The organism is Klebsiella michiganensis, from assembly GCF_015139575.1.
In the GTDB taxonomy this organism is placed as follows: Bacteria; Pseudomonadota; Gammaproteobacteria; order Enterobacterales; family Enterobacteriaceae; genus Klebsiella; species Klebsiella michiganensis.
Window position 1 is genome coordinate 5,754,129 of sequence record NZ_AP022547.1, and the last position, 24,750, is coordinate 5,778,878.

Annotated in this window: 24 protein-coding genes; 14 read left to right on the plus strand and 10 right to left on the minus strand. The window is 57.2% G+C overall.

Features of this window, described 5'->3' with window-relative positions; all coding sequences use genetic code 11:
- Positions 1-105 precede the first annotated feature (105 nt).
- The 3 genes from fsa to JLG71_RS26910 all read left to right on the plus strand — a co-directional run bounded on the left by fsa (position 106) and on the right by JLG71_RS26910 (position 2,806).
- Positions 106-768: a fructose-6-phosphate aldolase gene (gene fsa / locus JLG71_RS26900; protein WP_057173445.1), complete on the plus strand. Its 663-nt coding sequence runs from the start codon at positions 106-108 to the stop codon at positions 766-768.
- A 56-nt stretch (positions 769-824) separates the two neighbouring features.
- On the plus strand, positions 825-1,928 hold the full coding sequence (gene gldA, locus JLG71_RS26905) for a bifunctional L-1,2-propanediol dehydrogenase/glycerol dehydrogenase (protein WP_014227433.1): 1,104 nt from the start codon (positions 825-827) through the stop codon (positions 1,926-1,928).
- A gap of 128 nt (positions 1,929-2,056) precedes the next feature.
- Positions 2,057-2,806, plus strand: a complete 750-nt coding sequence (locus JLG71_RS26910) for a DeoR/GlpR family DNA-binding transcription regulator (RefSeq protein ID WP_049102723.1) — start codon at positions 2,057-2,059, stop codon at positions 2,804-2,806.
- A gap of 122 nt (positions 2,807-2,928) precedes the next feature.
- Here the strand turns inward: JLG71_RS26910 and metF are convergent, their stop codons facing one another.
- Both metF and JLG71_RS26920 read right to left on the minus strand, forming a co-directional pair.
- Positions 2,929-3,816, minus strand: coding sequence for a methylenetetrahydrofolate reductase (gene metF / locus JLG71_RS26915; protein WP_004856019.1), 888 nt, complete (start codon positions 3,814-3,816; stop codon positions 2,929-2,931).
- A 166-nt stretch (positions 3,817-3,982) separates the two neighbouring features.
- Complete coding sequence (locus tag JLG71_RS26920) at positions 3,983-4,888, minus strand: LysR family transcriptional regulator (RefSeq protein WP_049079003.1); 906 nt, start codon at positions 4,886-4,888, stop codon at positions 3,983-3,985.
- Positions 4,889-4,978: 90 nt separating this feature from the next.
- Here JLG71_RS26920 and JLG71_RS26925 point away from each other — a divergent pair, with 90 nt between their 5' ends.
- Positions 4,979-5,350: a carboxymuconolactone decarboxylase family protein gene (locus JLG71_RS26925; RefSeq protein WP_004856015.1), complete on the plus strand. Its 372-nt coding sequence runs from the start codon at positions 4,979-4,981 to the stop codon at positions 5,348-5,350.
- Positions 5,351-5,389: 39 nt separating this feature from the next.
- Here the strand turns inward: JLG71_RS26925 and JLG71_RS26930 are convergent, their stop codons facing one another.
- Both JLG71_RS26930 and metB read right to left on the minus strand, forming a co-directional pair.
- On the minus strand, positions 5,390-7,822 hold the full coding sequence (locus JLG71_RS26930; RefSeq protein ID WP_014227430.1) for a bifunctional aspartate kinase/homoserine dehydrogenase II: 2,433 nt from the start codon (positions 7,820-7,822) through the stop codon (positions 5,390-5,392).
- 2 nt (positions 7,823-7,824) lie between these two features.
- Positions 7,825-8,985 (minus strand): cystathionine gamma-synthase, encoded by a 1,161-nt coding sequence (metB, locus tag JLG71_RS26935; RefSeq protein WP_014227429.1) that lies wholly within the window; start codon positions 8,983-8,985, stop codon positions 7,825-7,827.
- Positions 8,986-9,251: 266 nt separating this feature from the next.
- Between metB and metJ the strand changes: the two genes are divergently transcribed.
- A complete protein-coding gene (gene metJ / locus JLG71_RS26940; RefSeq protein ID WP_004107547.1) occupies positions 9,252-9,569 on the plus strand; it encodes a met regulon transcriptional regulator MetJ in 318 nt (105 codons plus the stop codon).
- 97 nt (positions 9,570-9,666) lie between these two features.
- Here the strand turns inward: metJ and rpmE are convergent, their stop codons facing one another.
- Positions 9,667-9,882 (minus strand): 50S ribosomal protein L31, encoded by a 216-nt coding sequence (gene rpmE, locus JLG71_RS26945; protein WP_004107543.1) that lies wholly within the window; start codon positions 9,880-9,882, stop codon positions 9,667-9,669.
- A 241-nt stretch (positions 9,883-10,123) separates the two neighbouring features.
- On the opposite strand from rpmE, the gene priA reads away from it, so the two are divergent.
- The 7 genes from priA to rraA all read left to right on the plus strand — a co-directional run bounded on the left by priA (position 10,124) and on the right by rraA (position 18,221).
- Positions 10,124-12,319 carry a primosomal protein N' gene (gene priA, locus JLG71_RS26950; RefSeq protein ID WP_116280659.1) on the plus strand — a complete coding sequence of 732 codons (2,196 nt, stop codon included), beginning with the start codon at positions 10,124-10,126 and terminating at the stop codon, positions 12,317-12,319.
- Between the two features lie 150 nt (positions 12,320-12,469).
- A complete protein-coding gene (gene cytR, locus JLG71_RS26955) occupies positions 12,470-13,498 on the plus strand; it encodes a DNA-binding transcriptional regulator CytR (RefSeq protein WP_004856005.1) in 1,029 nt (342 codons plus the stop codon).
- Between the two features lie 91 nt (positions 13,499-13,589).
- Positions 13,590-14,561, plus strand: a complete 972-nt coding sequence (ftsN, locus tag JLG71_RS26960; RefSeq protein WP_072057170.1) for a cell division protein FtsN — start codon at positions 13,590-13,592, stop codon at positions 14,559-14,561.
- Positions 14,562-14,651: 90 nt separating this feature from the next.
- Complete coding sequence (gene hslV, locus JLG71_RS26965; RefSeq protein WP_004107530.1) at positions 14,652-15,182, plus strand: ATP-dependent protease subunit HslV; 531 nt, start codon at positions 14,652-14,654, stop codon at positions 15,180-15,182.
- A gap of 9 nt (positions 15,183-15,191) precedes the next feature.
- Positions 15,192-16,526, plus strand: coding sequence for an HslU--HslV peptidase ATPase subunit (hslU, locus tag JLG71_RS26970; RefSeq protein WP_004127247.1), 1,335 nt, complete (start codon positions 15,192-15,194; stop codon positions 16,524-16,526).
- A 190-nt stretch (positions 16,527-16,716) separates the two neighbouring features.
- Positions 16,717-17,643, plus strand: a complete 927-nt coding sequence (gene menA / locus JLG71_RS26975) for a 1,4-dihydroxy-2-naphthoate polyprenyltransferase (protein ID WP_014227426.1) — start codon at positions 16,717-16,719, stop codon at positions 17,641-17,643.
- 92 nt (positions 17,644-17,735) lie between these two features.
- The gene (rraA, locus tag JLG71_RS26980; RefSeq protein ID WP_004127241.1) at positions 17,736-18,221 is read left to right on the plus strand and encodes a ribonuclease E activity regulator RraA; all 486 of its coding nucleotides are present in this window, start codon (positions 17,736-17,738) and stop codon (positions 18,219-18,221) included.
- 59 nt (positions 18,222-18,280) lie between these two features.
- Here the strand turns inward: rraA and pfkA are convergent, their stop codons facing one another.
- From pfkA to cpxP, 3 genes are all read right to left on the minus strand, one after another.
- Complete coding sequence (gene pfkA, locus JLG71_RS26985; RefSeq protein ID WP_004127238.1) at positions 18,281-19,243, minus strand: 6-phosphofructokinase; 963 nt, start codon at positions 19,241-19,243, stop codon at positions 18,281-18,283.
- A gap of 202 nt (positions 19,244-19,445) precedes the next feature.
- Complete coding sequence (fieF, locus tag JLG71_RS26990) at positions 19,446-20,342, minus strand: CDF family cation-efflux transporter FieF (RefSeq protein ID WP_014227425.1); 897 nt, start codon at positions 20,340-20,342, stop codon at positions 19,446-19,448.
- A 149-nt stretch (positions 20,343-20,491) separates the two neighbouring features.
- Positions 20,492-20,995, minus strand: a complete 504-nt coding sequence (gene cpxP, locus JLG71_RS26995; RefSeq protein ID WP_004855993.1) for a cell-envelope stress modulator CpxP — start codon at positions 20,993-20,995, stop codon at positions 20,492-20,494.
- A 149-nt stretch (positions 20,996-21,144) separates the two neighbouring features.
- Here cpxP and cpxR point away from each other — a divergent pair, with 149 nt between their 5' ends.
- Positions 21,145-21,843, plus strand: a complete 699-nt coding sequence (gene cpxR / locus JLG71_RS27000; protein ID WP_004127228.1) for an envelope stress response regulator transcription factor CpxR — start codon at positions 21,145-21,147, stop codon at positions 21,841-21,843.
- Positions 21,840-23,213 carry an envelope stress sensor histidine kinase CpxA gene (cpxA, locus tag JLG71_RS27005; protein ID WP_004107505.1) on the plus strand — a complete coding sequence of 458 codons (1,374 nt, stop codon included), beginning with the start codon at positions 21,840-21,842 and terminating at the stop codon, positions 23,211-23,213. The genes cpxR and cpxA overlap by 4 nt, the downstream gene beginning before the upstream one ends.
- A gap of 91 nt (positions 23,214-23,304) precedes the next feature.
- Here cpxA and yiiM read toward each other — a convergent pair whose 3' ends face one another.
- Together yiiM and sodA are read right to left on the minus strand one after the other, a co-directional pair.
- Positions 23,305-23,979, minus strand: coding sequence for a 6-hydroxyaminopurine reductase (gene yiiM, locus JLG71_RS27010; protein ID WP_014227423.1), 675 nt, complete (start codon positions 23,977-23,979; stop codon positions 23,305-23,307).
- Positions 23,980-24,050: 71 nt separating this feature from the next.
- The gene (sodA, locus tag JLG71_RS27015; RefSeq protein WP_004127220.1) at positions 24,051-24,671 is read right to left on the minus strand and encodes a superoxide dismutase [Mn]; all 621 of its coding nucleotides are present in this window, start codon (positions 24,669-24,671) and stop codon (positions 24,051-24,053) included.
- Positions 24,672-24,750 lie beyond the last annotated feature (79 nt).

A 24,750-nucleotide genomic window follows, 5' to 3' on the forward strand; every position in this document is an offset into this window, starting at 1 on the left:
TACATTTATCCAGTTTTTGGCAAATTTGTCATCTGGCGACCCTCCGCGTGAAAGCCGTATTCTTTCCTCAACGACACTACCGAATTAAGCATTGAGGAAAGCATCATGGAACTCTATCTGGACACCGCAAACGTAGCAGAAGTTGAACGCCTGGCGCGCATCTACCCGTTGGCCGGCGTGACCACCAACCCGAGCATTATCGCAGCCGGTAAAACGCCGGTTTGGGATGTTCTTCCGCGCCTGCAAAAAGCCGTCGGTCCGGAAGGTATTCTGTTCGCCCAGACCATGAGCCGCGACGCGCAGGGCATGGTGGAAGAAGCCAAACGCCTGAGTAACGCCGTCCCCGGTATCGTGGTAAAAATCCCGGTCACCGCCGAAGGCCTTGCCACTATCAAGCTGTTGAAAAAAGAAGGTATCCCCACGCTGGGTACGGCGGTATATAGCGCATCTCAGGGCCTGCTGGCCGCGCTGGCCGGGGCAAAATATGTGGCGCCGTACGTCAACCGCGTCGACGCCCAGGGCGGTGACGGCATCCGCATGGTCCAGGAGCTGCAGTCCCTGCTGGAGCTGCATGCGCCGGAAAGCAAAGTGCTGGCCGCCAGCTTTAAGACGCCGCGCCAGGCGCTGGATTGCCTGTTAGCAGGCTGCGAAGCGATCACCCTTCCGTTAGATGTAGCGCAACAAATGCTCGGTACCCCTGCGGTAGAGTCAGCTATTGAGAAGTTTGAGCAGGACTGGAATAACGCTTTTGGAACGCTAAACCTGTAACCCGATCGGCGAGCTGCCCAGGGGGGTGGCATCACGGTCATCCAGGAGGAATAGAAATGGATCGCATTATTCAATCACCCGGTAAGTACATTCAGGGCGCGGACGTCATTACCCGCCTTGGTGGATACCTCAAGCCGTTGGCAGAACGCTGGCTCATCGTGGGCGATAAATTCGTACTCGGTTTTGCCGAAGAAAAACTGCGTAAAAGCCTGGCGGATGCGGGGCTGGCTGGCGAAATCGCACCGTTTGGCGGCGAATGCTCACATAACGAAATCAACCGCTTGCGTGATATTGCCGGTTCCGCCCGCTGCACCGCCGTGCTGGGTATCGGCGGCGGCAAGACGCTGGATACCGCAAAAGCATTAGCACATTTTATGAATCTGCCGGTGGTTATTGCCCCGACGATTGCCTCCACCGACGCGCCGTGCAGCGCGCTCTCGGTCATCTATACCGATGACGGCGAGTTTGATAGCTACCTGATGCTGCCGCGCAACCCGAACATGGTCATTGTCGATACGCAAATCGTTGCAGGCGCCCCGGCGCGCCTGCTGGCAGCCGGTATCGGTGATGCGCTGGCGACCTGGTTTGAAGCGCGTGCCTGCTCCCGCAGCGGCGCGACCACCATGGCGGGCGGAAAATGCACCCAGGCGGCGCTGGCGCTGGCTGAACTGTGCTACAACACGCTGGTTGAAGAGGGCGAAAAAGCGATGCTGGCGGCGGAGCAGCACGTGGTGACACCGGCGCTGGAACGGGTGATTGAAGCCAACACCTACCTGAGCGGCGTCGGCTTTGAAAGCGGCGGCCTGGCGGCTGCGCACGCTATCCATAACGGTCTGACCGCTATTCCGGACGCTCACCACTACTATCATGGTGAAAAAGTGGCTTTCGGTACGCTTACGCAGCTGGTACTGGAAAACGCGCCGGTGGAAGAGATCGAAACCGTAGCGGCGCTGTGCCATAGCGTCGGGCTGCCTATCACCCTGGCGCAGCTGGATATTAAAGTCGATATCCCGGGCAAAATGCGTACCGTGGCGGAAGCCGCCTGCGCGGAAGGTGAAACCATCCACAATATGCCCGGCGGCGCGACGCCGGATCAGGTCTATGCCGCGCTTCTGGTGGCCGACCAGTACGGTCAACGCTTCCTGCAAGAGTGGGAATAAACCCTCGCGACATACCCGCCAGCAGGCGGGTATGTTCTTTTCGCCCGCCATTGCCCGCCAAAACGATGTATTTTATAGTGCGATTTTCCTTTGGGTGAATCGTAGATATGCAGTCATCAAATCGAAGAATGAGCATTTACGCCATTTTGCAACAGGACAAAAAAGTCGTCGTCAATGACCTCGCCGAAAAGTTCGGCGTCACCAAAATGACCATCCGTCGCGATCTCTCTTTCTTTGAAAAACAAGGCATTGTAAAAACAACCTACGGTGGAGCCTACTTAACCCGCGGCGCCAGCGTCGAGCCCGGCTTTCAGCTGCAATCGATACTAATGGCCGATGATAAGCACCTGATTGGCCAGAAAGCCGCCGAGCAGGTTGAAGATGGAGACACGATTATTATCGACTGCGGCACCACGCCGCTGGCGCTCGCTCATTTTATTTTCGATAAGAAAATCATGGTGATAACCAACTCCATTCCGGTGGTTAATCTCCTGAAAGGAAGAAAAAATATCAAGTTGATCGTCGCGCCCGGTGAATATGAAGACGCCAGCCAGGGAATGGTCTCTTTCAGTACCGCCGACTTCTTTCGTCATATCCACGCCGACAAAGTCTTCCTCAGCACTCAGGGCGTCAACGATCTTGGAGAGCTGACGGTTCCTGAAATGACCGATGCCCACGTCAAACAAGCGCTGATGCGCGCCGGGCGGCAAAAAATCCTGCTGGCGGACAGCAGTAAATTTGGTCAAACGTTCCTTGCAGGCCATGCCCGCCTGGCAGACCTTGACCTCGTTATCAGCCAGACCGGCCTCTCCCCCGATATCCTCTCTCTGATGCAAACGCAAAACGTACCGCTGCTGCTGGCGGATAGTCACCTCTGATGGCGCAGGCGCCCCGTTTTACCGCCCGTAAAGATGTTTTAAGGAAATAACCAGAACAAGCGGCGCCGAAGATGTTTTGACGCCGCAGAGAGAAGAGAAGGACGGGGAAATCTGAAGCCTGCTTACGCCGGGCGCACGCCTAAAGTGTGGCAAATCGCGTAGCTCATTTCCGCGCGGTTCAGGGTATAGAAATGGAAATCCTTCACCCCTTCGCGGCTGAGAATCTTCACCATATCCATGGCGATGTTCGCCCCCACCAGCTGGCGGGTTTCGGCGTCATTGTCCAGACCTTCGAACATTTTCGCCATCCACGTCGGGATACGCACGTTGGTCATATCGGCAAATTTTTTCGCCTGCCTGAAGTTAGAGACCGGCAGAATGCCCGGAATAATTTCGACGTCGATACCCGCAGAGACGCAGCGGTCGCGAAAACGCAGGTAGCTTTCAACATCAAAGAAAAACTGGGTAATCGCGCGATTTGCTCCGGCTTCGACCTTGCGCTTCAGGTTAAGCAGATCGGCCTGCGCGCTTTTGGCTTCCGGATGGACTTCCGGATAAGCCGCAACGGAAATATCAAAGTCCCCGACCTCTTTCAGCAGAGTCACCAGGTCGGCCGCGTACATATCCGGCTTACCGCTGCCAGGCGGCAGGTCGCCACGCAGCGCAACGATATGGCGAATCCCGCTATCCCAGTAATCTTTAGCAATGGTACGCAGCTCATCGCGGCTGGCATCGATACAGGTAAGATGCGGGGCGGCTTCCAGACCGGTACGCTCTTTAATACCTTTGATAATGCTATGGGTGCGGTCACGTTCACCGGAGTTAGCGCCGTAGGTCACGGAGACAAACTTCGGCTTCAGGCTGCTCAGGCGATCGATGGATTTCCAGAGGGTTTGCTCCATTTCACTGGTGCGCGGCGGAAAGAATTCAAAGGAGACGTTAATCTGGCCCTGCACTTCCGCCAGGCTCTGATTCAGGGCTTCCCGCTGATTGGCGTGAAAAAAGCTCATACCTTACCTCATCAATCGCATTTTATTGTTTGTTGTGTCGCGAACTTCTATACGTTTAGACGTCCAGATGTAAAAATGACGGAAAAGGGCATCCGCGTCAATAGAAAAATCAGCGTAAACAGTGAGGAATATTCAGCCAGGATGAAATTAATTCATCTCTTTTTCGCTAAGGCAATGATTTTTCAACGACTGCTGTTACCCTTTCCCGGACCCTCTCATTTGCGGGCAGCGTCACCATTCCCAGCCTAAGCGGAAGCTGCTGGCTGGCATCCTGCAAAGGACAAAAGACGACCCCCTGCCGCTGAATCGCGGAAAAAGAGGCCGGCAGGAGGATCAGACCTTCTCCGCGCGCAATCCGCGCCAGCAGAACATCATGCTCGGCAGGCTCCTCCACGTAGGTGGGCACATAGCCTGCCCGGTCAAAAATACGTCGCGTATAGTCAAAAAAATCGGGATTACGCTCGCGTTTAAACCAGAACAGCGGCCGATGATTGAGTGCGCTTAACGTCAGCTCCGCCCTGGCGGCCTCCGGCCAGGATGCGGGTAGCGCCGCGATAAGCGGCTCGCCATACGGCAACGGATGCAGGTGAAGCCCCTCGGTATTCAGCGGCAGCGCCACCAGCGCCGCATCCAGCTTGCCCTTTCGCACCAGTTGGGCCAACGCCGGTGATGACTGACGAGTGATGTGCAATGCGCCGGTGTACTCACCCAGAGCGGATTCCGCGGCGGCGAAAACGCCTTGCTCAAAGGCGGTGGTCAACCCCAGACGCAGAGGCTGCTGCGCGGGCGCAGAGAGCTGGCTCAACGCCGCCAGGGTGCGATCCTGAAGCGCCAGCAGAGGCCGAATGATATCCAGCACCCGTCTTCCCTCGTCGGTAAGGATCAGACCTTTGGTATGCCGCAAGAATAGCGTTACCCCCAGCTGCGTTTCCAGATGGCGAATATGACGGCTCAGCGGCGGCTGCGAAATAAATAGCCGCTGCGCGGCCCGGCTGATGTTATTTTCCTCCGCCACCACCGCAAAGTAGCGCAGCAGGCGAATATCCAGAGTGTGTAAACGTGAATTTGTCATACTGAAAAGGTATCACGAAAAGGGTATTACTCAAGTCAGGAAAACTTCCCTAACCTTCCTCATTACGCATCATCACACTGAGGAAAAGCCATGACCAGCGAACGTTATACCATCGGACGAGAAATGCTACAGCGCGTGGACGGCAAAGGCGGCGACGCCGTCGTCAACAGCCTGAAGGATATCGCCCCCGATTTTGCCCGCTATCTGATTGAGTTCCCCTTCGGCGATATTTACGCCAGGCCAGGACTCGATTTACGCAGCCGTGAAATTGCCACTATCGCCGCGCTCACGGCGCTCGGCAATGCCGCGCCGCAGCTAAAAGTGCATATTGCCGCCGGGTTAAATGTCGGGCTGACGCAGGAAGAGATTACGGAAGTGATCATGCAGATGGCGGTCTATGCCGGATTCCCGGCGGCCCTGAATGGCCTGTTTGCCGCCAAAGAAGTCTTCGCGGCGCACTAAGGTGAAAAGACCAGGCGTTGCCTGGTCTTTGACTTATGGCTACAGCAGCTGCGCCAGACGGTTGATATCCGACTGAATCGCCCCGGCGGTCACATCACGACCAGCGCCCGGACCGCGGATCACCAGCGGGTTATCGCGATACCAGCGGCTCTCGATAGCAAAGACGTTATCACACGGCAGCAGCGCCGCCAGCGGATGCTCTTCGCGCACCGCTTCAACGCCGACGCGGGCTTTACCGTTAGCGTCAAAGCGCGCGACGTAGCGCAGCACCAGACCCATTTCGCGCGCCGCTTCCAGACGCTGCAGCATCTGCTCGTTCAGCGCTTCGCCGTTCTCGAAGAAGTGATCGACCGACCCCTCTTCGCAGTGGGCGGGCACCAGCGACTCAACGCGCACCTGATCCGGCTCGATGTTGTAACCCGCCTCACGGGCCAGGATCACCAGCTTGCGCATGACGTCTTTCCCGGAGAGATCGACGCGCGGGTCCGGTTCCGTCAGCCCCTGCTGCCAGGCCTGATCGACGAGGTCTGTAAACGGCACGGTGCCGTCAAACTGCAGGAACAGCCATGAAAGGGTGCCGGAGAAAATACCGCTCAGCGCCAGAATGGTATCGCCGCTATCAATTAAATCGCGCACCGTATGGTTGACCGGTAAACCGGCGCCGACGGTGGCGTTGTACAGCCAGTGGCGCCCGGTCTTCTCGAACGCGTCGTGGATCTGGCGATACTTACTGCTGCTGCTGGCGCCAGCCAGCTTATTCGCGCTGATAACGTGGAAACCATGGCTGGCGAAATCGAGGTACTGGTCGGCCAGCTGCGCGCTGGCGGTGACGTCCAGCACCACTAAATCATCGTACGGATGCGCGCGCATCCACAGGAACAGCGACTCTTCATCCTGCTCAACGGCCTCATCATTAAAGAAAGCCAGCGCGCGACTGGCGTCAAGGCCTTCGTAATTAAGCAGGCTACGGCGACTATCCACGACCCCGGCAAGGATGAATTCAAACCCGGTGCGGGCGGAAAGCGTGGTCTGCTCGCGAGCGAACAGCTCCAGCCAGCGGGACCCGATATTACCTTTGCCAAACAGCACCAGGCCAATGCGTTTTTCCGCGCGGAACAACGACTGATGCAGCCCCTGAATAAGGCTTTCCGTCGGCCCGGCGCGCAGCACCGCGACCAGGCTGATGCCCTCTTCTGATTGCCAGGTAAACTCTACCGGCTGGCCCTTCAGCTGCTGCCAGAAACGGTGGCAGTGCAGCGGATTGCGGGTCACGCCAGCGCCAACCATCGCCACCAGCGCCAGTTTCTGACGCAGGCGCAGCTCGCCCGGCAGCCCCGCTTCGTCCAGCAGCTTCAGCGCGCTGTCGGCCACTTCAGAGGTGTAGCAGAACTGCAGCAGCTTACGGTCGGCGTGTACGCCAACCGCCAGCGGACGCAGCTGGGCGCGTTTTAAAATAGCGTCCAGCTCCTTATGCGCCAGTTTGAAATCCTGGCCGCCGGGTACCTGGAACTCAATCAGGCAGACATCATCATGGCTGGTCACGATACGCGCCCCGGTACCGGAAGCCAGCACGCGTTCGATGCGCGTTGAGCCCTGATCCGGGGTGTAGCTACAGCGTAATTGTAAATCGATATCGCTGCCGGAGACCGGCTGCAGCGTACGGGCATGCAGCACCGGCGCCGCCAGGCGGGCCAGTTCGCTGGCCTCATCCAGGCGCAGCAGCGGCAGCAGGCAGGCGTCTTTCACTTTACGCGGATCCGCGCTGTAGACCCCGGCCACGTCGCTCCAGATAGTGACGCGAGACGCCCCGGCCAGGGCGCCGATTTGGGTGGCGGAATAGTCGGAACCGTTACGCCCCAGCAGGACAGTTTCCCCGGCGTTGTTACGCGAAATAAAGCCGGTCACCACCAGACGCTTGTTCGGGTGCTGCGCTATCAGCTGCTGCAAAAGCGGATAGGATAAGCCTTCATCCACCTGCGGCTGCGCGGAGCGCTCGGCGCGCAGGAAGCTACGCGCATCCAGCCAGGCGGCTTCTACGCCAAGATGGTTCAGTACCGCCGCCATCAGGCGGGCCGACCAGACTTCGCCGTGACCGACGACTTCGGCGTATACCGCGTCGGTGACGCCGCCGTCAAGCAGCCCGGCAAGGCGCTCAAGATCCTGAATAAAGATGGCAATCAGCGTGTCGGCAGCGTCTGGTGACAGCAGTCCGGAGATGAGCTCCATCTGATAACGACGGAGCGATTGTTGCACCTGATGCGCAGAAAGGCGATCGGTCTGGCTGAGCTTCAGCCAGCTGATCAACTGGTTGGTGGTACTGCCGGCGGCAGAGACGACCATCATGTCGCCCGCCTGCGAATACTCCGTCATAATACCCGCGACGCGCAGGTAACATTTCGCATCCGCTAAACTACTCCCACCAAATTTGTGCAGCTGACGACCCTTCGCCCCTGCCTGCGCAATCACACTCATGTTTATTCCTCGTTTGCTGCCCGGAAGCCATTTTCCAGGTCGGCAATTAAATCTTCACCATCTTCAATACCGGTCGAAATACGCAGAAGCGTTTCTGAGATCCCGGCGGCCGCACGCGCTTCAGGCGCCATGCCCGCATGGGTCATCGTCGCTGCGTGGGAAATCAGACTTTCCACGCCGCCCAGCGATTCCGCCAGCGTAAACAGCGATAACCCGCTCAGGAAACGACGCAGCGTCTGCTCATCGCCATCCAGTTCGAAGCTTAACATCGCCCCAAAACCTTTTTGCTGACGCGCCGCAATCTCATGCCCCTGGTTTTCCGGCAGGGACGGATGGTACAGTTTTTTCACCAGCGGCTGGGATTTCAGATAGTCGACAATCGCCAGCGCGTTACGCTGCGCCACTTCCATACGCGGAGAGAGCGTACGTAAGCCGCGCAGCAGCAGATAGCTATCAAACGCTCCGCCGGTGACGCCGATATTATTCGCCCACCATGCCAGTTCGGTGACGGTCGCCGGATCTTTAGCGATCACCACCCCGGCCACGACGTCAGAGTGGCCGTTCAAATATTTAGTGCACGAATGCAACACCAGATCGGCGCCCAGCGCCAGCGGATTCTGCAAAGCCGGGCTCAGGAAGGTGTTATCAACCACGCTGACCGCTCCGGCCTCACGCGCCAGACCGCAGATTTTCGCAATATCCACAACTCTCAGCAATGGATTACTTGGGCTTTCGACCAGAACCAGCTTCGGTTTTTCCGCCAGCGCGGCGCTCAGCGCCTGCTCGTCGTTTTGATCGACAAACAGCACGCGATAGCAGCCGCGCTTCGCCAGGCTGTCAAACAGGCGGTAGCTGCCGCCGTAGCAGTCGTGCGGCGCCACCAGCAGATCGCCCGGTTTCAGAAATACGGTGGTGACCAGCAAAATGGCCGACATGCCGGTATTGGTCAGAACCGCCCCCGCGCCGCCCTCCAGCTCCGCCAGCGCACGCTGCACCACATCACGGGTCGGGTTACCGCGACGAGAGTAGTCGTGGGCGCGAGGTTCGTTAAATCCGGTGAAATTATAGGTGCTGGAGAGATGAATGGGCGGGACAACGCAACCGTACTGCTCGTCGTCATTTAAACCGCTACGCACTGCGATGGTGGCCTGTTTACGCGTCATGTTGGGGAGTTCCTGGGCTGAGTCGGTGAAAAGTCAGGCTCCAGAGTAATCATTGTTATAATGGACGTCAATACATCTGGACATCTAAACTTCTTTGCGTATAGATTGAGCAAACTGGAAATAGCCGTTAAAATTATATGCATTAGCGCACATCCGTAGCGGCTTGTTTGGTGCCAGACGCGCCCCTCTACGGTAAACTACGCGCAATTATGGCCAGGACTCGCGTTCAGGCCCTTAACTAATGAATAGAGGATTAAAGGTAACTCATGGCTGAATGGAGCGGCGAATATATCAGCCCATACGCTGAGCACGGTAAGAAGAGTGAGCAAGTAAAAAAAATTACGGTTTCCATTCCTCTGAAGGTGTTAAAAATCCTCACCGATGAACGCACGCGTCGTCAGGTGAATAACCTGCGGCACGCGACTAACAGCGAACTGCTGTGCGAAGCGTTCCTGCATGCCTTTACCGGTCAACCGTTGCCTAACGATGAAGACCTGCGTAAAGAGCGCAGCGATGAAATCCCGGAAGCGGCGAAAGAGATTATGCGCGAACTGGGCATCGACCCGGATACGTGGGAATACTAAAACTATAAAAAAGGGCAGAAGAAATCTTCTGCCCTTTTTTCTCGCGTTTAGCGCAAGAGAAACAAAAAAGCCGCCCTGAGGCGGCTTCTTCAGCAAATTACTTGCTGGTACCCGGTACGCTGAAGCGCTTGTTGAAGCGGTCAACACGGCCACCGGTAGCAACATCACGCTGTTTGCCAGTGTAGAACGGGTGGCATTTACCGCACACGTCGAGGTTCAGGTCGTGACCTACGGTAGAACGGATTTTCATGACGTTACCGCAAGAGCAGGAAGCAGTAACTTCTTCGTATTTCGGATGAATATCTTTTTTCATGGGAGAACCTCAGTTAAGGCCGCGTCGCTCTTCCAGCCCTAACGCCAGACACCACGCGATGTTAATAATTTCCCGGTGCGATTGCGCGAAGCGAAATTCCCGGGTAATAGATTTTGATGTCGCACAAAGCGCATCAAAGGCGGCGAATCATACAGAATTTGACCAGCATATGCAAACTGATCCGCGAGCCCTTATCACAATGTGTATACTAACCCGCCAGATTTCAAGTCAGGAAGATTAAATGCCCGTCGCTCACGTTGCCCTGCCCGTTCCGCTGCCCCGCACTTTTGACTATTTGCTGCCTGAAGGTATGCCGGTCAAAGCGGGCTGTCGCGTGCGCGTTCCGTTCGGCAAGCAGGAGCGGATAGGTATCGTAACGGCGGTCAGTGAGCGCAGCGAACTGCCGCTCGACGAACTTAAGCCGGTGGCCGAAGCCCTCGACGCCGAGCCGGTCTTCTCCACTTCGGTCTGGCGGCTGCTGCTGTGGGCGGCGGATTACTACCATCATCCCATCGGCGATGTGCTGTTTCACGCGCTACCGATCGTGCTGCGCCAGGGGAAGCCCGCCAGCGCGGCGCCAATGTGGTACTGGTTTGCCACCGAACAGGGGCAAGCGGTTGATATCAACAGCCTTAAGCGTTCACCGAAACAGCAGCAGGCGCTGGCTGCGCTGCGTCAGGGCAAGATCTGGCGCCATCAGGTTGCCGAACTCGAATTTAACGACGCCGCCCTGCAGGCGCTGCGGGGTAAAGGCCTGGCCGAACTCGCCAGCGAAGCGCCGGCGATCGCCGACTGGCGCACGGGCTTCTCGGTACCCGGCGAGCGCCTGCGGCTCAATACCGAACAGGCCACCGCCGTGGGCGCGATTCACAGCGCCTCGGACAGCTTTTCCGCCTGGCTGCTGGCCGGGATCACCGGTTCGGGCAAAACGGAAGTGTATCTGAGCGTCCTTGAAAACGTACTGGCGCAGGGGCGCCAGGCGCTGGTGATGGTGCCGGAGATCGGCCTGACGCCGCAGACTATCGCCCGTTTCCGCCACCGCTTTAGCGCCCCGGTGGAAGTGCTGCACTCCGGACTGAACGACAGCGAACGCCTCTCCGCGTGGCTAAAAGCCAAAAACGGCGAAGCGGCGATTGTTATCGGTACCCGCTCGTCGCTATTTACCCCTTTTAAAGACCTCGGGGTCATCGTCATCGATGAAGAGCACGACAGCTCTTATAAACAGCAGGAAGGCTGGCGCTATCACGCCCGCGATCTGGCGGTCTGGCGCGCCCACAGCGAACAAATTCCAATTATCCTCGGCTCGGCGACCCCGGCGCTGGAGACGCTTCATAACGTCCGCCAGGGCAAGTATCGCCAGCTGAAGCTCACCAAACGAGCGGGCAATGCGCGCCCGGCTCAGCAGCACGTTCTGGATTTAAAGGGCCAGCAGCTGCAGGCCGGACTGTCTCCGGCGCTCATTGGCCGCATGCGCCAGCATCTGCAGGCCGATAACCAGGTGATTCTGTTTTTGAACCGCCGCGGCTTCGCGCCGGCGCTGCTGTGCCACGACTGCGGCTGGATAGCGGAGTGTCCGCGCTGCGACAGCTACTACACGCTGCACCAGGCTCAGCATCATCTGCGCTGCCACCACTGCGACAGCCAGCGCCCGATTCCGCGCCAGTGCCCCTCCTGCGGCTCAACGCATCTGGTACCGGTAGGTTTGGGGACCGAACAGCTTGAGCAGGCGCTGGGACCGCTGTTTCCCGATATCCCGATTTCCCGTATCGACCGGGATACCACCAGCCGCAAAGGCGCGCTTGAGCAATATCTTGCCGACGTCAATCGCGGCGGCGCGCGCATTCTTATCGGCACCCAAATGCTGGCGAAGGGGCACCACTTCCCGGATGTCACCCTGGTTTCCCTGCTGGACGTTGACGGCGCGCTGTTTTCCGCCGATTTCCGCTCGGCGGAGCGCTTCGCTCAGCTCTATACGCAGGTTTCAGGCCGCGCAGGTCGGGCGGGCAAACAGGGCGAGGTGATCCTGCAGACCCACCACCCGGAACACCCGCTGCTGCAAACGCTGCTTTATAAAGGATACGACGCGTTTGCCGAGCAGGCGCTGGCGGAACGGCAAAGCATGCAGCTGCCGCCGTGGACCAGCCACGTGCTGATTCGCGCCGAGGATCATAACAACCAGCAGGCGCCGCTTTTTTTACAACAGCTGCGCAACCTGCTGCAGGCCAGCCCGCTGGCCGATAAGAAACTGTGGGTGCTCGGGCCGGTTCCGGCGCTGGCGCCAAAGCGTGGCGGCCGCTGGCGCTGGCAAATTCTCCTCCAGCATCCGTCGCGCGTTCAGCTACAGCATATCGTCAGCGGAACGCTGGCGTTGATTAACACGCTGCCGGAAGCGCGAAAAGTGAAATGGGTTCTGGACGTCGATCCTATTGAAGGTTAAGGCTTCTCTTGCGAGGCGGATCGAAAAATTCAACCATCGTCACGTTTTTCATGAAAATTCTGTAACTCTCTGGATGTACTATCTGTTAAAAATGTTGCTGATGTCAGAACGCCAGGGATGTGTCTGCGCCAGTCAGCGAGGAGAAATCAGGTGAAGCCCAAAAAACAGGTCGTTGCCGCCACTATGAAAGACGTTGCCCAAAAGGCAAACGTTTCCACGGCAACCGTATCCCGAGCGTTAATGAATCCCGATAAGGTTTCGCAGAGCACCCGTAACCGGGTCGAGCAGGCCGCGCTGGAAGTCGGCTATTTACCGCAATCGCTCGGGCGCAATATGAAGCGCAACGAGTCACGCACCATTCTGGTGATTGTGCCGGATATCTGCGACCCCTTTTTCAGCGAGATCATTCGCGGTATTGAAGTCACCGCGGCGGAACAGGAGTACCTGGTGCTGATTGGCGATTGCGCCCACCAGAACCGTCAGGAAAAGACCTTTATCGACCTGATCATTACCAAGCAGATCGACGGTATGCTGCTGCTTGGCTCCCGTTTGCCCTTCGATGCGGGCGTAGAGGAGCAGCGCAATCTGCCGCCGATGGTCATGGCCAATGAATTCGCTCCCGAGCTTGAGCTGCCGACGGTGCATATCGATAACCTCACCGCCGCCTTTAACGCCGTTAACTATCTGCACGAGCTGGGGCATCGCCGCATCGGCTGTATCGCCGGCCCGGAAGAGATGCCGCTGTGCCATTATCGCCTGCAGGGCTATGTCCAGGCGCTGCGTCGTAGCGGGATAACCGTCGATCCGCACTATATCGCCCGCGGCAATTTTACCTATGAAGCCGGCGCCAACGCCCTCGAACAGCTGCTGGCGCTGCCGGTACCGCCGACGGCTGTTTTCTGCCATAGCGATATTATGGCGCTGGGGGCATTATCGCTGGCGAAACGTCGCGGCCTGAAAGTTCCTGAAGATCTGTCTATTATTGGTTTCGATAACATCTCTTTGTCTGAATTTTGCGATCCGCCATTGACGACCGTCGCGCAACCACGTTTTGATATTGGCCGCGAAGCGATGCTGCTTTTATTGGATCAACTGCACGGTCACAGCGTCAGCAGCGGTTCACGATTACTCGACTGCGAGCTTATCGTTCGCGGTAGTACGCGAAAAATCCGAACATAACCTTCAGGCTTTCGGGCCTGCCCTTCTGGTCAAAGGCCCGCCGCTTAAGTAACATGGCGGGCTGAAAAACGAATAAGACAGCGAAACGATAGTGGCACAACGAGATTATGTACGCCGCAGCCAACCGGCTTCTTCGCGGCGCAAAAAGAGCAATACCCGAAGCTCAAGGAACAAGCAAGGCGGCCTTTCGGCGGTTTCACCGACTATGGTGGCGATCGCTGCGGCAGTGCTGGTGGCCTTTATCGGTGGACTGTACTTCATCACGCACCACAAGAAAGAAGAGGCTGAAGCGCTGCAAAACCGCCAGGCCGCTGGCAACGGCCTCCCGCCGAAGCCGGAAGAGCGCTGGCGCTATATTAAAGAGCTGGAGAGCCGTCAGCCCGGCGTACGTGCGCCTACGGAACCCACGGCAGGCGGCGAAGTCATGAAGCCGGAGCAGCTGACGGACGAGCAGCGCCAGCTGTTGGCGCAAATGCAGGCCGATATGCGTCAGCAGCCTACGCAGCTGACCGAAGTGCCGTGGAATGAACAAACCCCGGCGCAGCGCCAGCAGACCCTGCAGCGTCAGCGTTTAGTTCAGCAGCAGCAGCAGCTCGCTCAGGTGCAGCAGCAGACACAGACGCAGGTACAGCAACCGCGAACCCAGCCGCGGGCCGTCGAGCAGCCGAAACCGGTGCAGCAGCCGCCGAAGCAAACGGCGTCGAACCAGCAGCCGTATCAGGATCTGCTGCAAACGCCGGCGCATACCAGTACCGCGCAGCCTAAAACCCAGGCCGCCGCGCCGGTAACCCGCGTTGAAGAGGCGCCAAAAACCGCCGCCGCGGAGAAAAAAGACGATCGCAGCTGGATGATCCAGTGCGGCTCCTTCAAAGGCGCTGAGCAGGCGGAAACCGTGCGCGCGCAGCTGGCGTTTGAAGGTTTCGCCTCGCACATCACCACCAATAACGGCTGGAACCGCGTGGTGATTGGGCCGCTGAAAGGCAAAGAAAACGCCAGCAATATGATTGAACGGCTGAAAATGGCCGGACACGCAAACTGCATTCGTCTCGCCGCCAGGGGTTGAAACCCTCAAAATCCCCCCCATCTATAATTGCATTCTGCCCCGCGTAACCGCGGGGCCCCTATTCCGCTTTTGCAACCAAGGGGTCTGCTCGTGACTACAATTGTAAGTGTTCGCCGTAACGGCCATGTCGTTATTGCCGGTGATGGCCAGGCCACGCTGGGCAACACCGTAATGAAAGGCAACGTCAAAAAAGTGCGCCGCCTGTACAACGACAAAGTGATCGCCGGCTTTGCGGGCGGCACCGCTGACGCCTTCACGCTGTTCGAACTGTTTGAACGTAAGCTGGAAATGCATCAGGGCCACCTGGTGAAGGCCGCCGTTGAGCTGGCGAAAGACTGGCGTACCGACCGCATGCTGCGCAAGCTGGAAGCGCTGCTGGCCGTGGCTGACGAAAACGCATCGCTTATCATCACCGGTAACGGTGACGTGGTGCAGCCAGAAAACGATTTGATTGCTATCGGCTCCGGCGGTCCTTACGCCCAGGCCGCGGCTCGCGCCCTGCTGGAAAATACCGATATGGGCGCACGCGATATCGCAGAGAAAGCGTTGAATATTGCAGGTGATATCTGCATTTATACCAACCACTTCCATACCATCGAAGAATTACCGTCTAAAGCGTAAGGATCTCCCATGTCTGAAATGACCCCACGCGAAATTGTCAGCGAACTGGACAAACACATTATCGGCCAGGACGCAGCCAAGCGATCCGTCGCCATCGCTCTGCGTAACCGCTGGCGTCGTATGCAGCTCAACGAAGAGCTGCGTCACGAAGTCACGCCCAAAAACATTCTGATGATCGGCCCGACCGGCGTCGGTAAAACGGAAATCGCCCGTCGTCTGGCAAAGCTTGCCAACGCGCCGTTCATCAAAGTTGAAGCGACGAAATTCACCGAAGTGGGCTATGTTGGTAAAGAAGTGGACTCCATCATCCGCGATCTGACCGATGCGGCGATCAAAATGGTGCGCATGCAGTCCATCGACAAAAACCGCTATCGTGCGGAAGAACTGGCGGAAGAGCGCATCCTTGACGTGCTGATCCCGCCGGCGAAAAACAACTGGGGCCAGGCTGAACAGCCTCAGGAACCGTCCGCCGCGCGTCAGTCTTTCCGTAAAAAACTGCGCGAAGGGCAGCTCGATGATAAAGAGATTGAGATCGATCTCGCTGCTGCGCCGATGGGCGTTGAAATCATGTCCCCTCCGGGCATGGAAGAGATGACCAGCCAGCTGCAGTCCATGTTCCAGAACCTGGGCGGCCAGAAGCAAAAACCGCGTAAGCTGAAAATTAAAGACGCGATGAAGCTGCTGATTGAAGAAGAAGCGGCGAAGCTGGTCAACCCGGAAGAGCTGAAGCAGGATGCCATCGACGCCGTTGAGCAGCACGGTATCGTGTTTATCGACGAAATCGATAAAATCTGTAAGCGCGGCGGCAACTCCTCCGGCCCGGACGTATCCCGCGAAGGCGTACAGCGCGATCTGCTGCCGCTGGTTGAAGGCTGTACCGTCTCCACCAAGCACGGCATGGTGAAAACCGATCATATTCTGTTTATCGCTTCCGGCGCGTTCCAGGTGGCCAGCCCGTCTGACTTAATCCCGGAGCTGCAGGGTCGTCTGCCGATTCGCGTTGAGCTGAAAGCGCTGACCACCCACGACTTCGAGCGCATCCTGACCGAGCCGAACGCGTCCATCACCGTGCAGTATAAAGCGCTGATGGCCACCGAAGGCGTCAATATCGAGTTCACGGAAGATGGCATCAAGCGTATCGCTCAGGCCGCGTGGCAGGTCAACGAGACCACCGAGAACATCGGTGCGCGTCGTCTGCATACCGTACTGGAGCGTCTGATCGAAGACATCTCCTACGATGCCAGCGAAATGAATGGCCAAACCGTCACCATCGATGCGGAATATGTCGGTAAGCATCTGGATGTTCTGGTGGCAGATGAAGATCTGAGCCGTTTTATCTTATAATCCGGTTCAATATATTTTCATCACTATAGATGGGGCTATAGATACCCTAAATAATTCGAGTTGTGGAAAGGCAGCCGCTGGCTGATGGCCCTCATTTATCCCGGCAGCGCCTGGGGTGAATGCGCGTCGCCAACGCATCTGCAGCTTGAAGTATGAAGGGTAGAGCCCCATTTTTTATTGGCCGGGACTTATGACCGAACACGCTATCACTCGCACCCAGGCCTGGCTGGAAAGCCTGCGCCCCAAAACGTTACCTCTGGCCTTTGCCGCCATTATTGTCGGCTCCGCGCTTGCCTGGCATCAGGGCAGCTTCGATCCCTGGGTTGCCCTGCTGGCCATCATCACCGCCGGTTTATTACAAATCCTCTCCAATCTGGCCAACGATTATGGCGACGCGGTAAAAGGCAGCGATAAACCTGACCGTATCGGCCCCCTGCGCGGGATGCAGAAAGGGGCAATCACCCAGGCGCAGATGAAACGCGCGTTGATTCTCACCGTGGCGCTGATTTGTCTCTCTGGCCTGGCGCTGCTGTTCCTGGCCTGGCAGACCATGGCCGATTTTATCGGTTTTATGGTGCTTGGCGGGCTATCGATCGTGGCCGCCATTACCTACACCGTCGGCACTCGTCCTTACGGCTACATCGGCCTTGGCGATATCTCCGTGCTGGTGTTCTTCGGCTGGCTTAGCGTGGTCGGGAGCTGGTACCTCCAGGCGCACAGCGTTGAAGCGGTTATTTTCTTACCCGCCACCGCCTGCGGCCTGCTGGCAACGGCGGTGCTGAATATTAACAACCTGCGTGATATCGACAGCGATCGTGAAAACGGTAAAAACACCCTCGCCGTGCGCCTGGGGCCGGTTAACGCTCGCCGCTACCACGCCTGCCTGCTGTTTGGCGCGCCGCTGTGCCTGGCGCTGTTTAACCTTCTCTCGCTGCATAATCCGTGGGGTTGGCTGTTCCTGCTGGCAACGCCGCTGCTGGTCAAACAGGCGCGTTATGTGATGCGCGAACGCGACCCTGTCGCCATGCGTCCAATGCTCGAAAGAACGGTTAAAGGGGCGCTGCTGACCAACCTGCTGTTTGTTATCGGAATTATTTGCAGCCGGCTTGTGGGTTAACTGACAAATATCAATTAACAATTGATGATTTTGCCAACAGTACGATTCACGCGATATACTGAAAATTCTCGCAGCAACTGAACGTTAAGCCTATGAAATACGATACTTCCGAGCTTTGTGACATCTACCAGGAGGATGTCAACGTCGTGGAACCTCTGTTCTCCAACTTTGGGGGGCGCTCGTCGTTTGGTGGACAAATCATCACGGTAAAATGTTTCGAGGATAACGGGTTGCTCTACGATATGCTCGAACAGAACGGCCGTGGTCATGTCCTGTTGGTTGACGGCGGTGGTTCCGTTCGACGCGCATTGATTGACGCTGACCTGGCGCGTCTGGCCGTACAAAACGAGTGGGAAGGGCTGGTCGTCTATGGCGCTGTGCGTCAGGTTGACGATCTGGAAGAGCTGGATATCGGCATCCAGGCGCTGGCGGCCATCCCCGTAGGGGCCGCAGGTGAAGGTATCGGCGAAAGCGACGTGCGCGTCAACTTCGGCGGCGTCACCTTCTTTTCCGGCGACCATCTCTACGCCGATAATACCGGGATTATCCTCTCCGAGGATGCCCTGGATATCGAGTAGCGTCCCGCCCATAAAAAAGGCCTTCTCTCTGAGAAGGCCTTTTTATTTCCGCCGGAGGCTTAGTACAGCTTCTTAGCGCAATCCAGCCAGTCGCTTTTGAACGGACGCTTCATGTTTTCGATAGCGTCGATAATGTCGTGGTGAACCAGCTTCTCGTTCTGAATACCAACGCAGCGGCCGCCGAAGCCCTGCAGCAGCAGGTCAATCGCGTACGCGCCCATGCGGGATGCCAGAATACGGTCATAAGGAACCGGAGAGCCGCCGCGCTGAATGTGGCCCAGTACGGTGGCACGAGTTTCACGGCCGGTCTCTTTCTCGATGTAGTGAGCCAGCTCGTCGACGTCGCACATATGCTCGGTGATCGCCACAATCGCGTGTTTTTTGCCTTTCGCGATACCCGCCTTAATTTCTGAAACCAGGTCGTCGCGCGTGTATTCAACCTCAGGCACCATGATGAACTCACAGCCGCCGGAGATAGCTGCCGCCAGGGTCAGATCGCCGCAGTAGCGGCCCATCACTTCAACAACGGAAATACGCTGGTGGGAGGAAGAGGTATCACGCAGGCGGTCAATAGCCTCTACCACGGTGCTCAATGCGGTAAAGAAGCCGATGGTATAGTCGGTGCCTTTAATATCGTTGTCGATGGTGCCCGGTAGACCGATGCAGGGGAAGCCCATCTCAGTCAGACGCACGGCACCCATGTAGGAACCGTCACCACCGATAACCACCAGCGCATCCAGGCCGCGCTTTCTCATATTTTCAATCGCGACGGCGCGAATATGTTCTTCGCGGAATTCTGGAAAACGCGCCGACCCCAGGAAGGTGCCGCCGCGGTTGATCATGTCGGAAACGCTGTAGCGGTCGAGCTGAACCATACGATCTTCATACAGGCCGAGGTAACCGTCATAGATTCCAAAAACTTCCAGACCTTCCGTTAATGCCGCACGCACAACGCCACGAATTGCTGCGTTCATGCCCGGGGCATCACCGCCACTTGTCAACACACCGATTTTCTTAATCATGACTACCTCTGAACTTAGGAAGCAAAAAATAATCCTGTTGCCTGAAGCGCCCCTCACGAGGAGTGCACAACGATAATTGCAATAGTATATCAAACGCTTCTGGCTGAATTGATTCAGGTCAGACCAAATGGCGGTAATTTATACAAAAAATGCCGATCCGCCCCACACTTTTACATCGAGTTTACAGACTATAACCTAAAGATCATAAAACACCCTGCCGCCCTAACGGCACCACAGAGCAGGGGTCCTGGTGGATAATGACATCGGACCCGGGAAAACGGAGCAACAGCGCCTGCTCCACCTGGTCGGCAATCACGTGTGCCTGAACCAGCGGGAGGTTATCTTCCATTTCCAAATGAATCTGAATAAAGCGAGTCGGCCCTGACTGCCGCGTTCGTAGATCGTGCGCCCCGCTGACGCCTGGCCACGCGGTCACGATATTGATAATTTCCTGGCGTTCCTCATCAGGAAGCGCGCGGTCTAACAACGACTGAACGGCGTCATAAGCCATGCGCAGCGCGCTATATAAAATATAGACGCCTATACCTAATGCAAACAGCGCATCAGCACGGTGCCAGCCGTACCAGGAGAGGGCCAGCGCCACCAGAATTGCGCCGTTCATCATAACATCAGACTGATAATGAAGCATATCCGCCCGTACCGCCTGACTTTGTGTTTTTCTTACTACCCAGCGCTGGAACGTGACCAGCAGCAGCGTGCTGACCAGCGCAATCAGCGTCACCACCATCCCTACGCCCGCCGCATTCATCGGCTCAGGACGAACGAGATGATCAATACCGGTCAAGAACAGAAACAGCGCCGAGCCGGAGACAAACATACTTTGCGCCAGCGCGGCCAGCGATTCCGCTTTACCATGGCCAAAGGTATGTTCTTCATCGGCAGGCTGCAGCGAATAACGCACCACCAGCAGGTTGGTCAACGAGGCGGCGATATCCACCAGTGAATCAACCAGCGCCGCCAGAATACTCACAGACCCGGTATACCACCATGCAAAAATCTTGATCAAAAGTAACGCAGAGGCCATCACCGTTGCCGCAATCGCCGCGCGGCTCACCAGCTGCCCATAAGATTGATTCATAAACGCTCCTTACTTCGCGATGCGCTTAGTATAACCCGATCTTTTACCGGGACGGGGAGGCAGGAGGGCGCTGAATAACGGGCAAAAAAAACCCCCACATCATGTGGGGGAAGACAGGGATGGTGTCTATGGCAAGGAAAACAGGGTTGTTACTGGGGTTGCAGGGTATTGCTACTACTCGAAAGCATCATCGCTGAGCCTTTTTGCATCCGTGCAACCTCACGCAACTGATCCATTCGTTGCTGGTGCTTAGCGTTTAAAACCGCTTGCTGCTCTGGCGTTAGCAGGTGATACATCTGGTTGCGAACTTTTGCCATTTCAACCTGGCGGGCAACCTGTTCCTGCGCCATCTTATCTGCCTGAGCGCGTACAGCGTTTTCATCAAAATTTTCTGCGGTGACAAGGCGATGCATTGTCTCCATTTCGCTAACATTAACGGGTGGCCTGTCGTGGCGTGCCCGCTGCATAAGATCTCGTAACTGTTGCCGTTGGTGTTCAGTTAAACTTATGCCGTCAAACATATGGCTCTGGCTGCTGCGCTGGACCCCTTCGTCTCCGGGAAGCCAGTTAACGCTGGTGACGACTTCAGCGGCTTGGCTATATGCACTTAGCGCCAGCGTTGAGGCCATGACGGCAGCGATAACATTGCGCATCACATACTCCCAAAACGTTTGTGTCGCGATTCAACGAGAGAGAGTTTACGATGCAGGCTGCAAACATGCGTCAGGGGGTGTAAAACAACGTAAAGTCATGGATTAGCGAGCCTTGATGACGTAATTTCTGCCTCGGAGGTATTTAAACAATGAATAAAATCCTGTTAGTAGATGATGACCGGGAGCTCACCTCCCTGTTAAAAGAGCTGCTCGATATGGAAGGTTTTAATGTGCTCGTCGCCCATGATGGGGAACAGGCGCTGGCCCTTCTGGACGACAGCATCGATTTACTTTTGCTTGATGTGATGATGCCGAAGAAAAACGGTATCGACACGCTCAAAGAGTTGCGTCAGACACACCAGACCCCGGTTATCATGCTAACGGCTCGCGGGAGCGAGCTGGATCGCGTTCTCGGCCTCGAGCTGGGCGCGGACGATTATTTGCCTAAGCCGTTCAACGATCGTGAGCTGGTGGCGCGTATACGCGCGATTCTGCGCCGGTCGCACTGGAGCGAGCAGCAGCAGACAACCGAAGCCGGTTCACCGACGCTGGAAGTGGATGCGCTAAGCCTTAACCCTGGTCGCCAGGAAGCCAGCTTCGATGGTCTGACCCTCGAGCTGACCGGCACCGAGTTCACCCTGCTCTATCTTCTGGCGCAGCATCTTGGCCAGGTGGTATCGCGTGAGCATCTTAGCCAGGAAGTGCTGGGTAAACGCCTGACGCCATTCGATCGCGCAATCGATATGCACATCTCCAACCTGCGGCGCAAGCTGCCGGAGCGCAAAGACGGCCATCCGTGGTTTAAAACCCTGCGCGGACGCGGCTATCTGATGGTATCGGCTTCATGATTGGAAGTTTAACCGCACGCATCTTCGCTATTTTCTGGCTCACGCTGGCGCTGGTGTTGATGCTGGTTCTGATGCTGCCTAAGCTGGACTCGCGCCAGATGACCGAGCTGCTGGAGAGCGAGCAACGTCAGGGCATCATGATTGAACAGCACGTCGAGGCCGAACTGGCGAACGATCCGCCAAACGACCTGATGTGGTGGCGTCGTCTGTTTCGCGCCATCGATAAGTGGGCTCCGCCGGGCCAGCGTTTGCTGCTGGTCACCAGCGAAGGTCGCGTTATCGGTGCCGAACGCAACGAAATGCAGATTATCCGCAACTTTATCGGCCAGGCGGATAACGCCGACCATCCGCAGAAAAAGCGCTATGGTCGTCTGGAAATGGTCGGGCCTTTTTCCGTCAGGGATGGAGAAGATAACTACCAGCTCTATCTGATTCGTCCTGCCAATACGTCACAATCAGACTTCATCAATCTGCTGTTCGACCGGCCGCTACTGCTGCTGATCGTCACGATGTTAGTCAGCGCCCCGCTGCTGCTATGGCTGGCGTGGAGCCTGGCGAAACCCGCGCGTAAGCTCAAAAATGCCGCCGATGAAGTCGCCCAGGGCAACCTGCGTCAGCATCCGGAGCTGGAAGCCGGTCCGCAGGAGTTTTTAGCCGCCGGGACCAGTTTTAACCAGATGGTGACCGCGCTGGAGCGCATGATGTCCAGCCAGCATCGTCTGCTGTCCGATATCTCGCACGAACTGCGCACGCCGCTGACCCGCCTGCAGTTAGGCACCGCATTGCTGCGCCGCCGCAGCGGGGAAAGCAAAGAGCTGGAGCGTATTGAGATGGAAGCGCACCGGCTGGATAGCATGATCAACGACCTGCTGGTGATGTCGCGCAATCAGGCGAAAACCGCGCTGGTCAGCGAAACGGTGAAAGCCAACCAGCTGTGGGGCGAGGTGCTGGATAACGCCGCCTTTGAAGCCGAACAGATGGGGAAATCGTTCACCGTCGAGTATCCGCCGGGGCCGTGGCCGCTGTACGGTAACCCCAATGCCCTGGAAAGCGCGCTGGAGAATATCGTGCGTAACGCGCTGCGCTACTCGCATACTAAAATTTCGGTAAGCTTCTCAGTGGATAAAGACGGCATCACGGTGAACGTCGATGATGACGGCCCGGGCGTGAGTCCGGAGGATCGCGAGCAGATTTTCCGTCCGTTCTACCGTACCGATGAGGCGCGCGACCGCGAGTCTGGCGGTACCGGCCTGGGGCTGGCGATTGTCGAGGCGGCGATTCAACAGCATCGCGGTTGGGTGAAGGCCGACGACAGCCCGCTGGGCGGCCTGCGCTTAACCCTCTGGCTGCCGCTGTACAAGCGCACCTAATCCCCCCGGCCTGGCTTCGCCGGGCCGGGGTCGAAACGGGTAGCCCGGATAAGGCGCAACGCGCCGCCATCCGGGAACGCGCACGGAAGCGCTATTTTCCCCACAATCTCCGCGAATTATTTTCGATCTTCCCGCTCAGGCGCCGTTTCTGCATGGTACGGCTCCAGCTCACCGACAGCCCCGCCGCGGAGAGCAGACGGTGGTACTGCTCATCATCAAACGGCATCTGCCAGGCGATGGCGCCCGCTTCGTGAACGCTCACGTCGCTGAGCCGGGAAACCAGCGCCAGCGGCGCATCGCTGGACACCTGCCCGCCCGCCACCACCCGATACAGCCAGCCGGTTTTGCCGCTGTTTTGCATAAGCTGCGCCATATCGCTGACGGCAAAGTGATAGTTGAGCTTGAAGCACGGCGATCGCGGCTGCGTGACCTGAATCAGCGCTTCTCCCCAGCGGAAGATATCGCCAATGTAGACGTTTTTTTCGGTCAGCCCTTCGGTCGAGAGATTTTCGCCAAACGCCGGGGCGCAGAAAAGATCCGCCTGCTGCGGAAGCTCACGGGCCCAGTGGGCGTAGTGTTCACGGGGATAGTGGCACAGCGCGCGGTCCGGCCCGCCGTGAATTTTCTTCTCCGCCTGCTCATCGCCCTCCAGCCCCAAATCGCCGAGGGTCAGTTCACCATCGACCTGAATTTTACCGATGGCGCTTGGACGGCTGCCGTCATAATCCCTTACCTTGCCCACAAAGACATTCACCGGATAGTGCATCGCTGCTCCTTTGCTGCGGATATAAAAAAAGCGAGTCATCAGACTCGCTTCTCGCTCAGCACAATGCAACCTTATTTTTTGGCGGCAAAACGCGCTGCGGCTTCGTCCCAGTTCACCACGTCCCAGAACGCTTTGATGTAGTCCGGGCGGCGGTTCTGGAATTTCAGGTAGTAAGCGTGTTCCCACACGTCCAGGCCGATAATCGGGAAGCCGGAAGCGCCGGAGATCGCTTCGCCCATCAGCGGGGAGTCCTGGTTAGCGGTAGAAACCACCGCCAGCTTGTCGCCTTTCAGCACCAGCCACGCCCAGCCGGAGCCGAAACGGGTCGCCGCCGCTTTTTCAAATTCCGCTTTGAAGTTGTCAACGGAACCGAAATCACGCTCGATAGCCGCTTTCAGGTCGCCCTGCAGGGTGGTACCGGTTTTCAGGCCTTTCCAGAACAGGCTGTGGTTAGCGTGGCCGCCTGCGTTGTTACGCAGCACGGTTTTTTTGTCTGCCGGCAGCTGATCCAGTTTGGTAATCAGCTCTTCTGCGGACAGGCTCGCGAACTCAGGCAGGCTTTCCAGCGCTGCGTTAGCGTTATTTACGTAGGTCTGGTGGTGTTTAGTGTGATGGATTTCCATCGTCTGCTTGTCAAAATGCGGTTCCAGGGCGTCATAAGCGTACGGCAGGGCAGGCAGTGTATAACTCATAATCATCTCCATTATTGTCGAGCGGCGGAAAGTGTTAATGCCGCGTAAGCAGTTGGTTCATTATAGTTAATTAAATGAT

What these genes read in the sequence shown, in the direction of transcription:
- fsa (WP_057173445.1), top strand. Translation starts at nt 106, where the DNA reads ATGGAACTCTATCTGGACACCGCAAACGTAGCAGAAGTTGAACGCCTG.
- gldA (WP_014227433.1), top strand. Translation starts at nt 825, where the DNA reads ATGGATCGCATTATTCAATCACCCGGTAAGTACATTCAGGGCGCGGAC.
- JLG71_RS26910 (WP_049102723.1), top strand. Translation starts at nt 2,057, where the DNA reads ATGAGCATTTACGCCATTTTGCAACAGGACAAAAAAGTCGTCGTCAAT.
- metF (WP_004856019.1), bottom strand. Translation starts at nt 3,816, where the DNA reads ATGAGCTTTTTTCACGCCAATCAGCGGGAAGCCCTGAATCAGAGCCTG.
- JLG71_RS26920 (WP_049079003.1), bottom strand. Translation starts at nt 4,888, where the DNA reads ATGACAAATTCACGTTTACACACTCTGGATATTCGCCTGCTGCGCTAC.
- JLG71_RS26925 (WP_004856015.1), top strand. Translation starts at nt 4,979, where the DNA reads ATGACCAGCGAACGTTATACCATCGGACGAGAAATGCTACAGCGCGTG.
- JLG71_RS26930 (WP_014227430.1), bottom strand. Translation starts at nt 7,822, where the DNA reads ATGAGTGTGATTGCGCAGGCAGGGGCGAAGGGTCGTCAGCTGCACAAA.
- metB (WP_014227429.1), bottom strand. Translation starts at nt 8,985, where the DNA reads ATGACGCGTAAACAGGCCACCATCGCAGTGCGTAGCGGTTTAAATGAC.
- metJ (WP_004107547.1), top strand. Translation starts at nt 9,252, where the DNA reads ATGGCTGAATGGAGCGGCGAATATATCAGCCCATACGCTGAGCACGGT.
- rpmE (WP_004107543.1), bottom strand. Translation starts at nt 9,882, where the DNA reads ATGAAAAAAGATATTCATCCGAAATACGAAGAAGTTACTGCTTCCTGC.
- priA (WP_116280659.1), top strand. Translation starts at nt 10,124, where the DNA reads ATGCCCGTCGCTCACGTTGCCCTGCCCGTTCCGCTGCCCCGCACTTTT.
- hslU (WP_004127247.1), top strand. Translation starts at nt 15,192, where the DNA reads ATGTCTGAAATGACCCCACGCGAAATTGTCAGCGAACTGGACAAACAC.
- menA (WP_014227426.1), top strand. Translation starts at nt 16,717, where the DNA reads ATGACCGAACACGCTATCACTCGCACCCAGGCCTGGCTGGAAAGCCTG.
- rraA (WP_004127241.1), top strand. Translation starts at nt 17,736, where the DNA reads ATGAAATACGATACTTCCGAGCTTTGTGACATCTACCAGGAGGATGTC.
- pfkA (WP_004127238.1), bottom strand. Translation starts at nt 19,243, where the DNA reads ATGATTAAGAAAATCGGTGTGTTGACAAGTGGCGGTGATGCCCCGGGC.
- fieF (WP_014227425.1), bottom strand. Translation starts at nt 20,342, where the DNA reads ATGAATCAATCTTATGGGCAGCTGGTGAGCCGCGCGGCGATTGCGGCA.
- cpxP (WP_004855993.1), bottom strand. Translation starts at nt 20,995, where the DNA reads ATGCGCAATGTTATCGCTGCCGTCATGGCCTCAACGCTGGCGCTAAGT.
- cpxR (WP_004127228.1), top strand. Translation starts at nt 21,145, where the DNA reads ATGAATAAAATCCTGTTAGTAGATGATGACCGGGAGCTCACCTCCCTG.
- cpxA (WP_004107505.1), top strand. Translation starts at nt 21,840, where the DNA reads ATGATTGGAAGTTTAACCGCACGCATCTTCGCTATTTTCTGGCTCACG.
- yiiM (WP_014227423.1), bottom strand. Translation starts at nt 23,979, where the DNA reads ATGCACTATCCGGTGAATGTCTTTGTGGGCAAGGTAAGGGATTATGAC.
- sodA (WP_004127220.1), bottom strand. Translation starts at nt 24,671, where the DNA reads ATGAGTTATACACTGCCTGCCCTGCCGTACGCTTATGACGCCCTGGAA.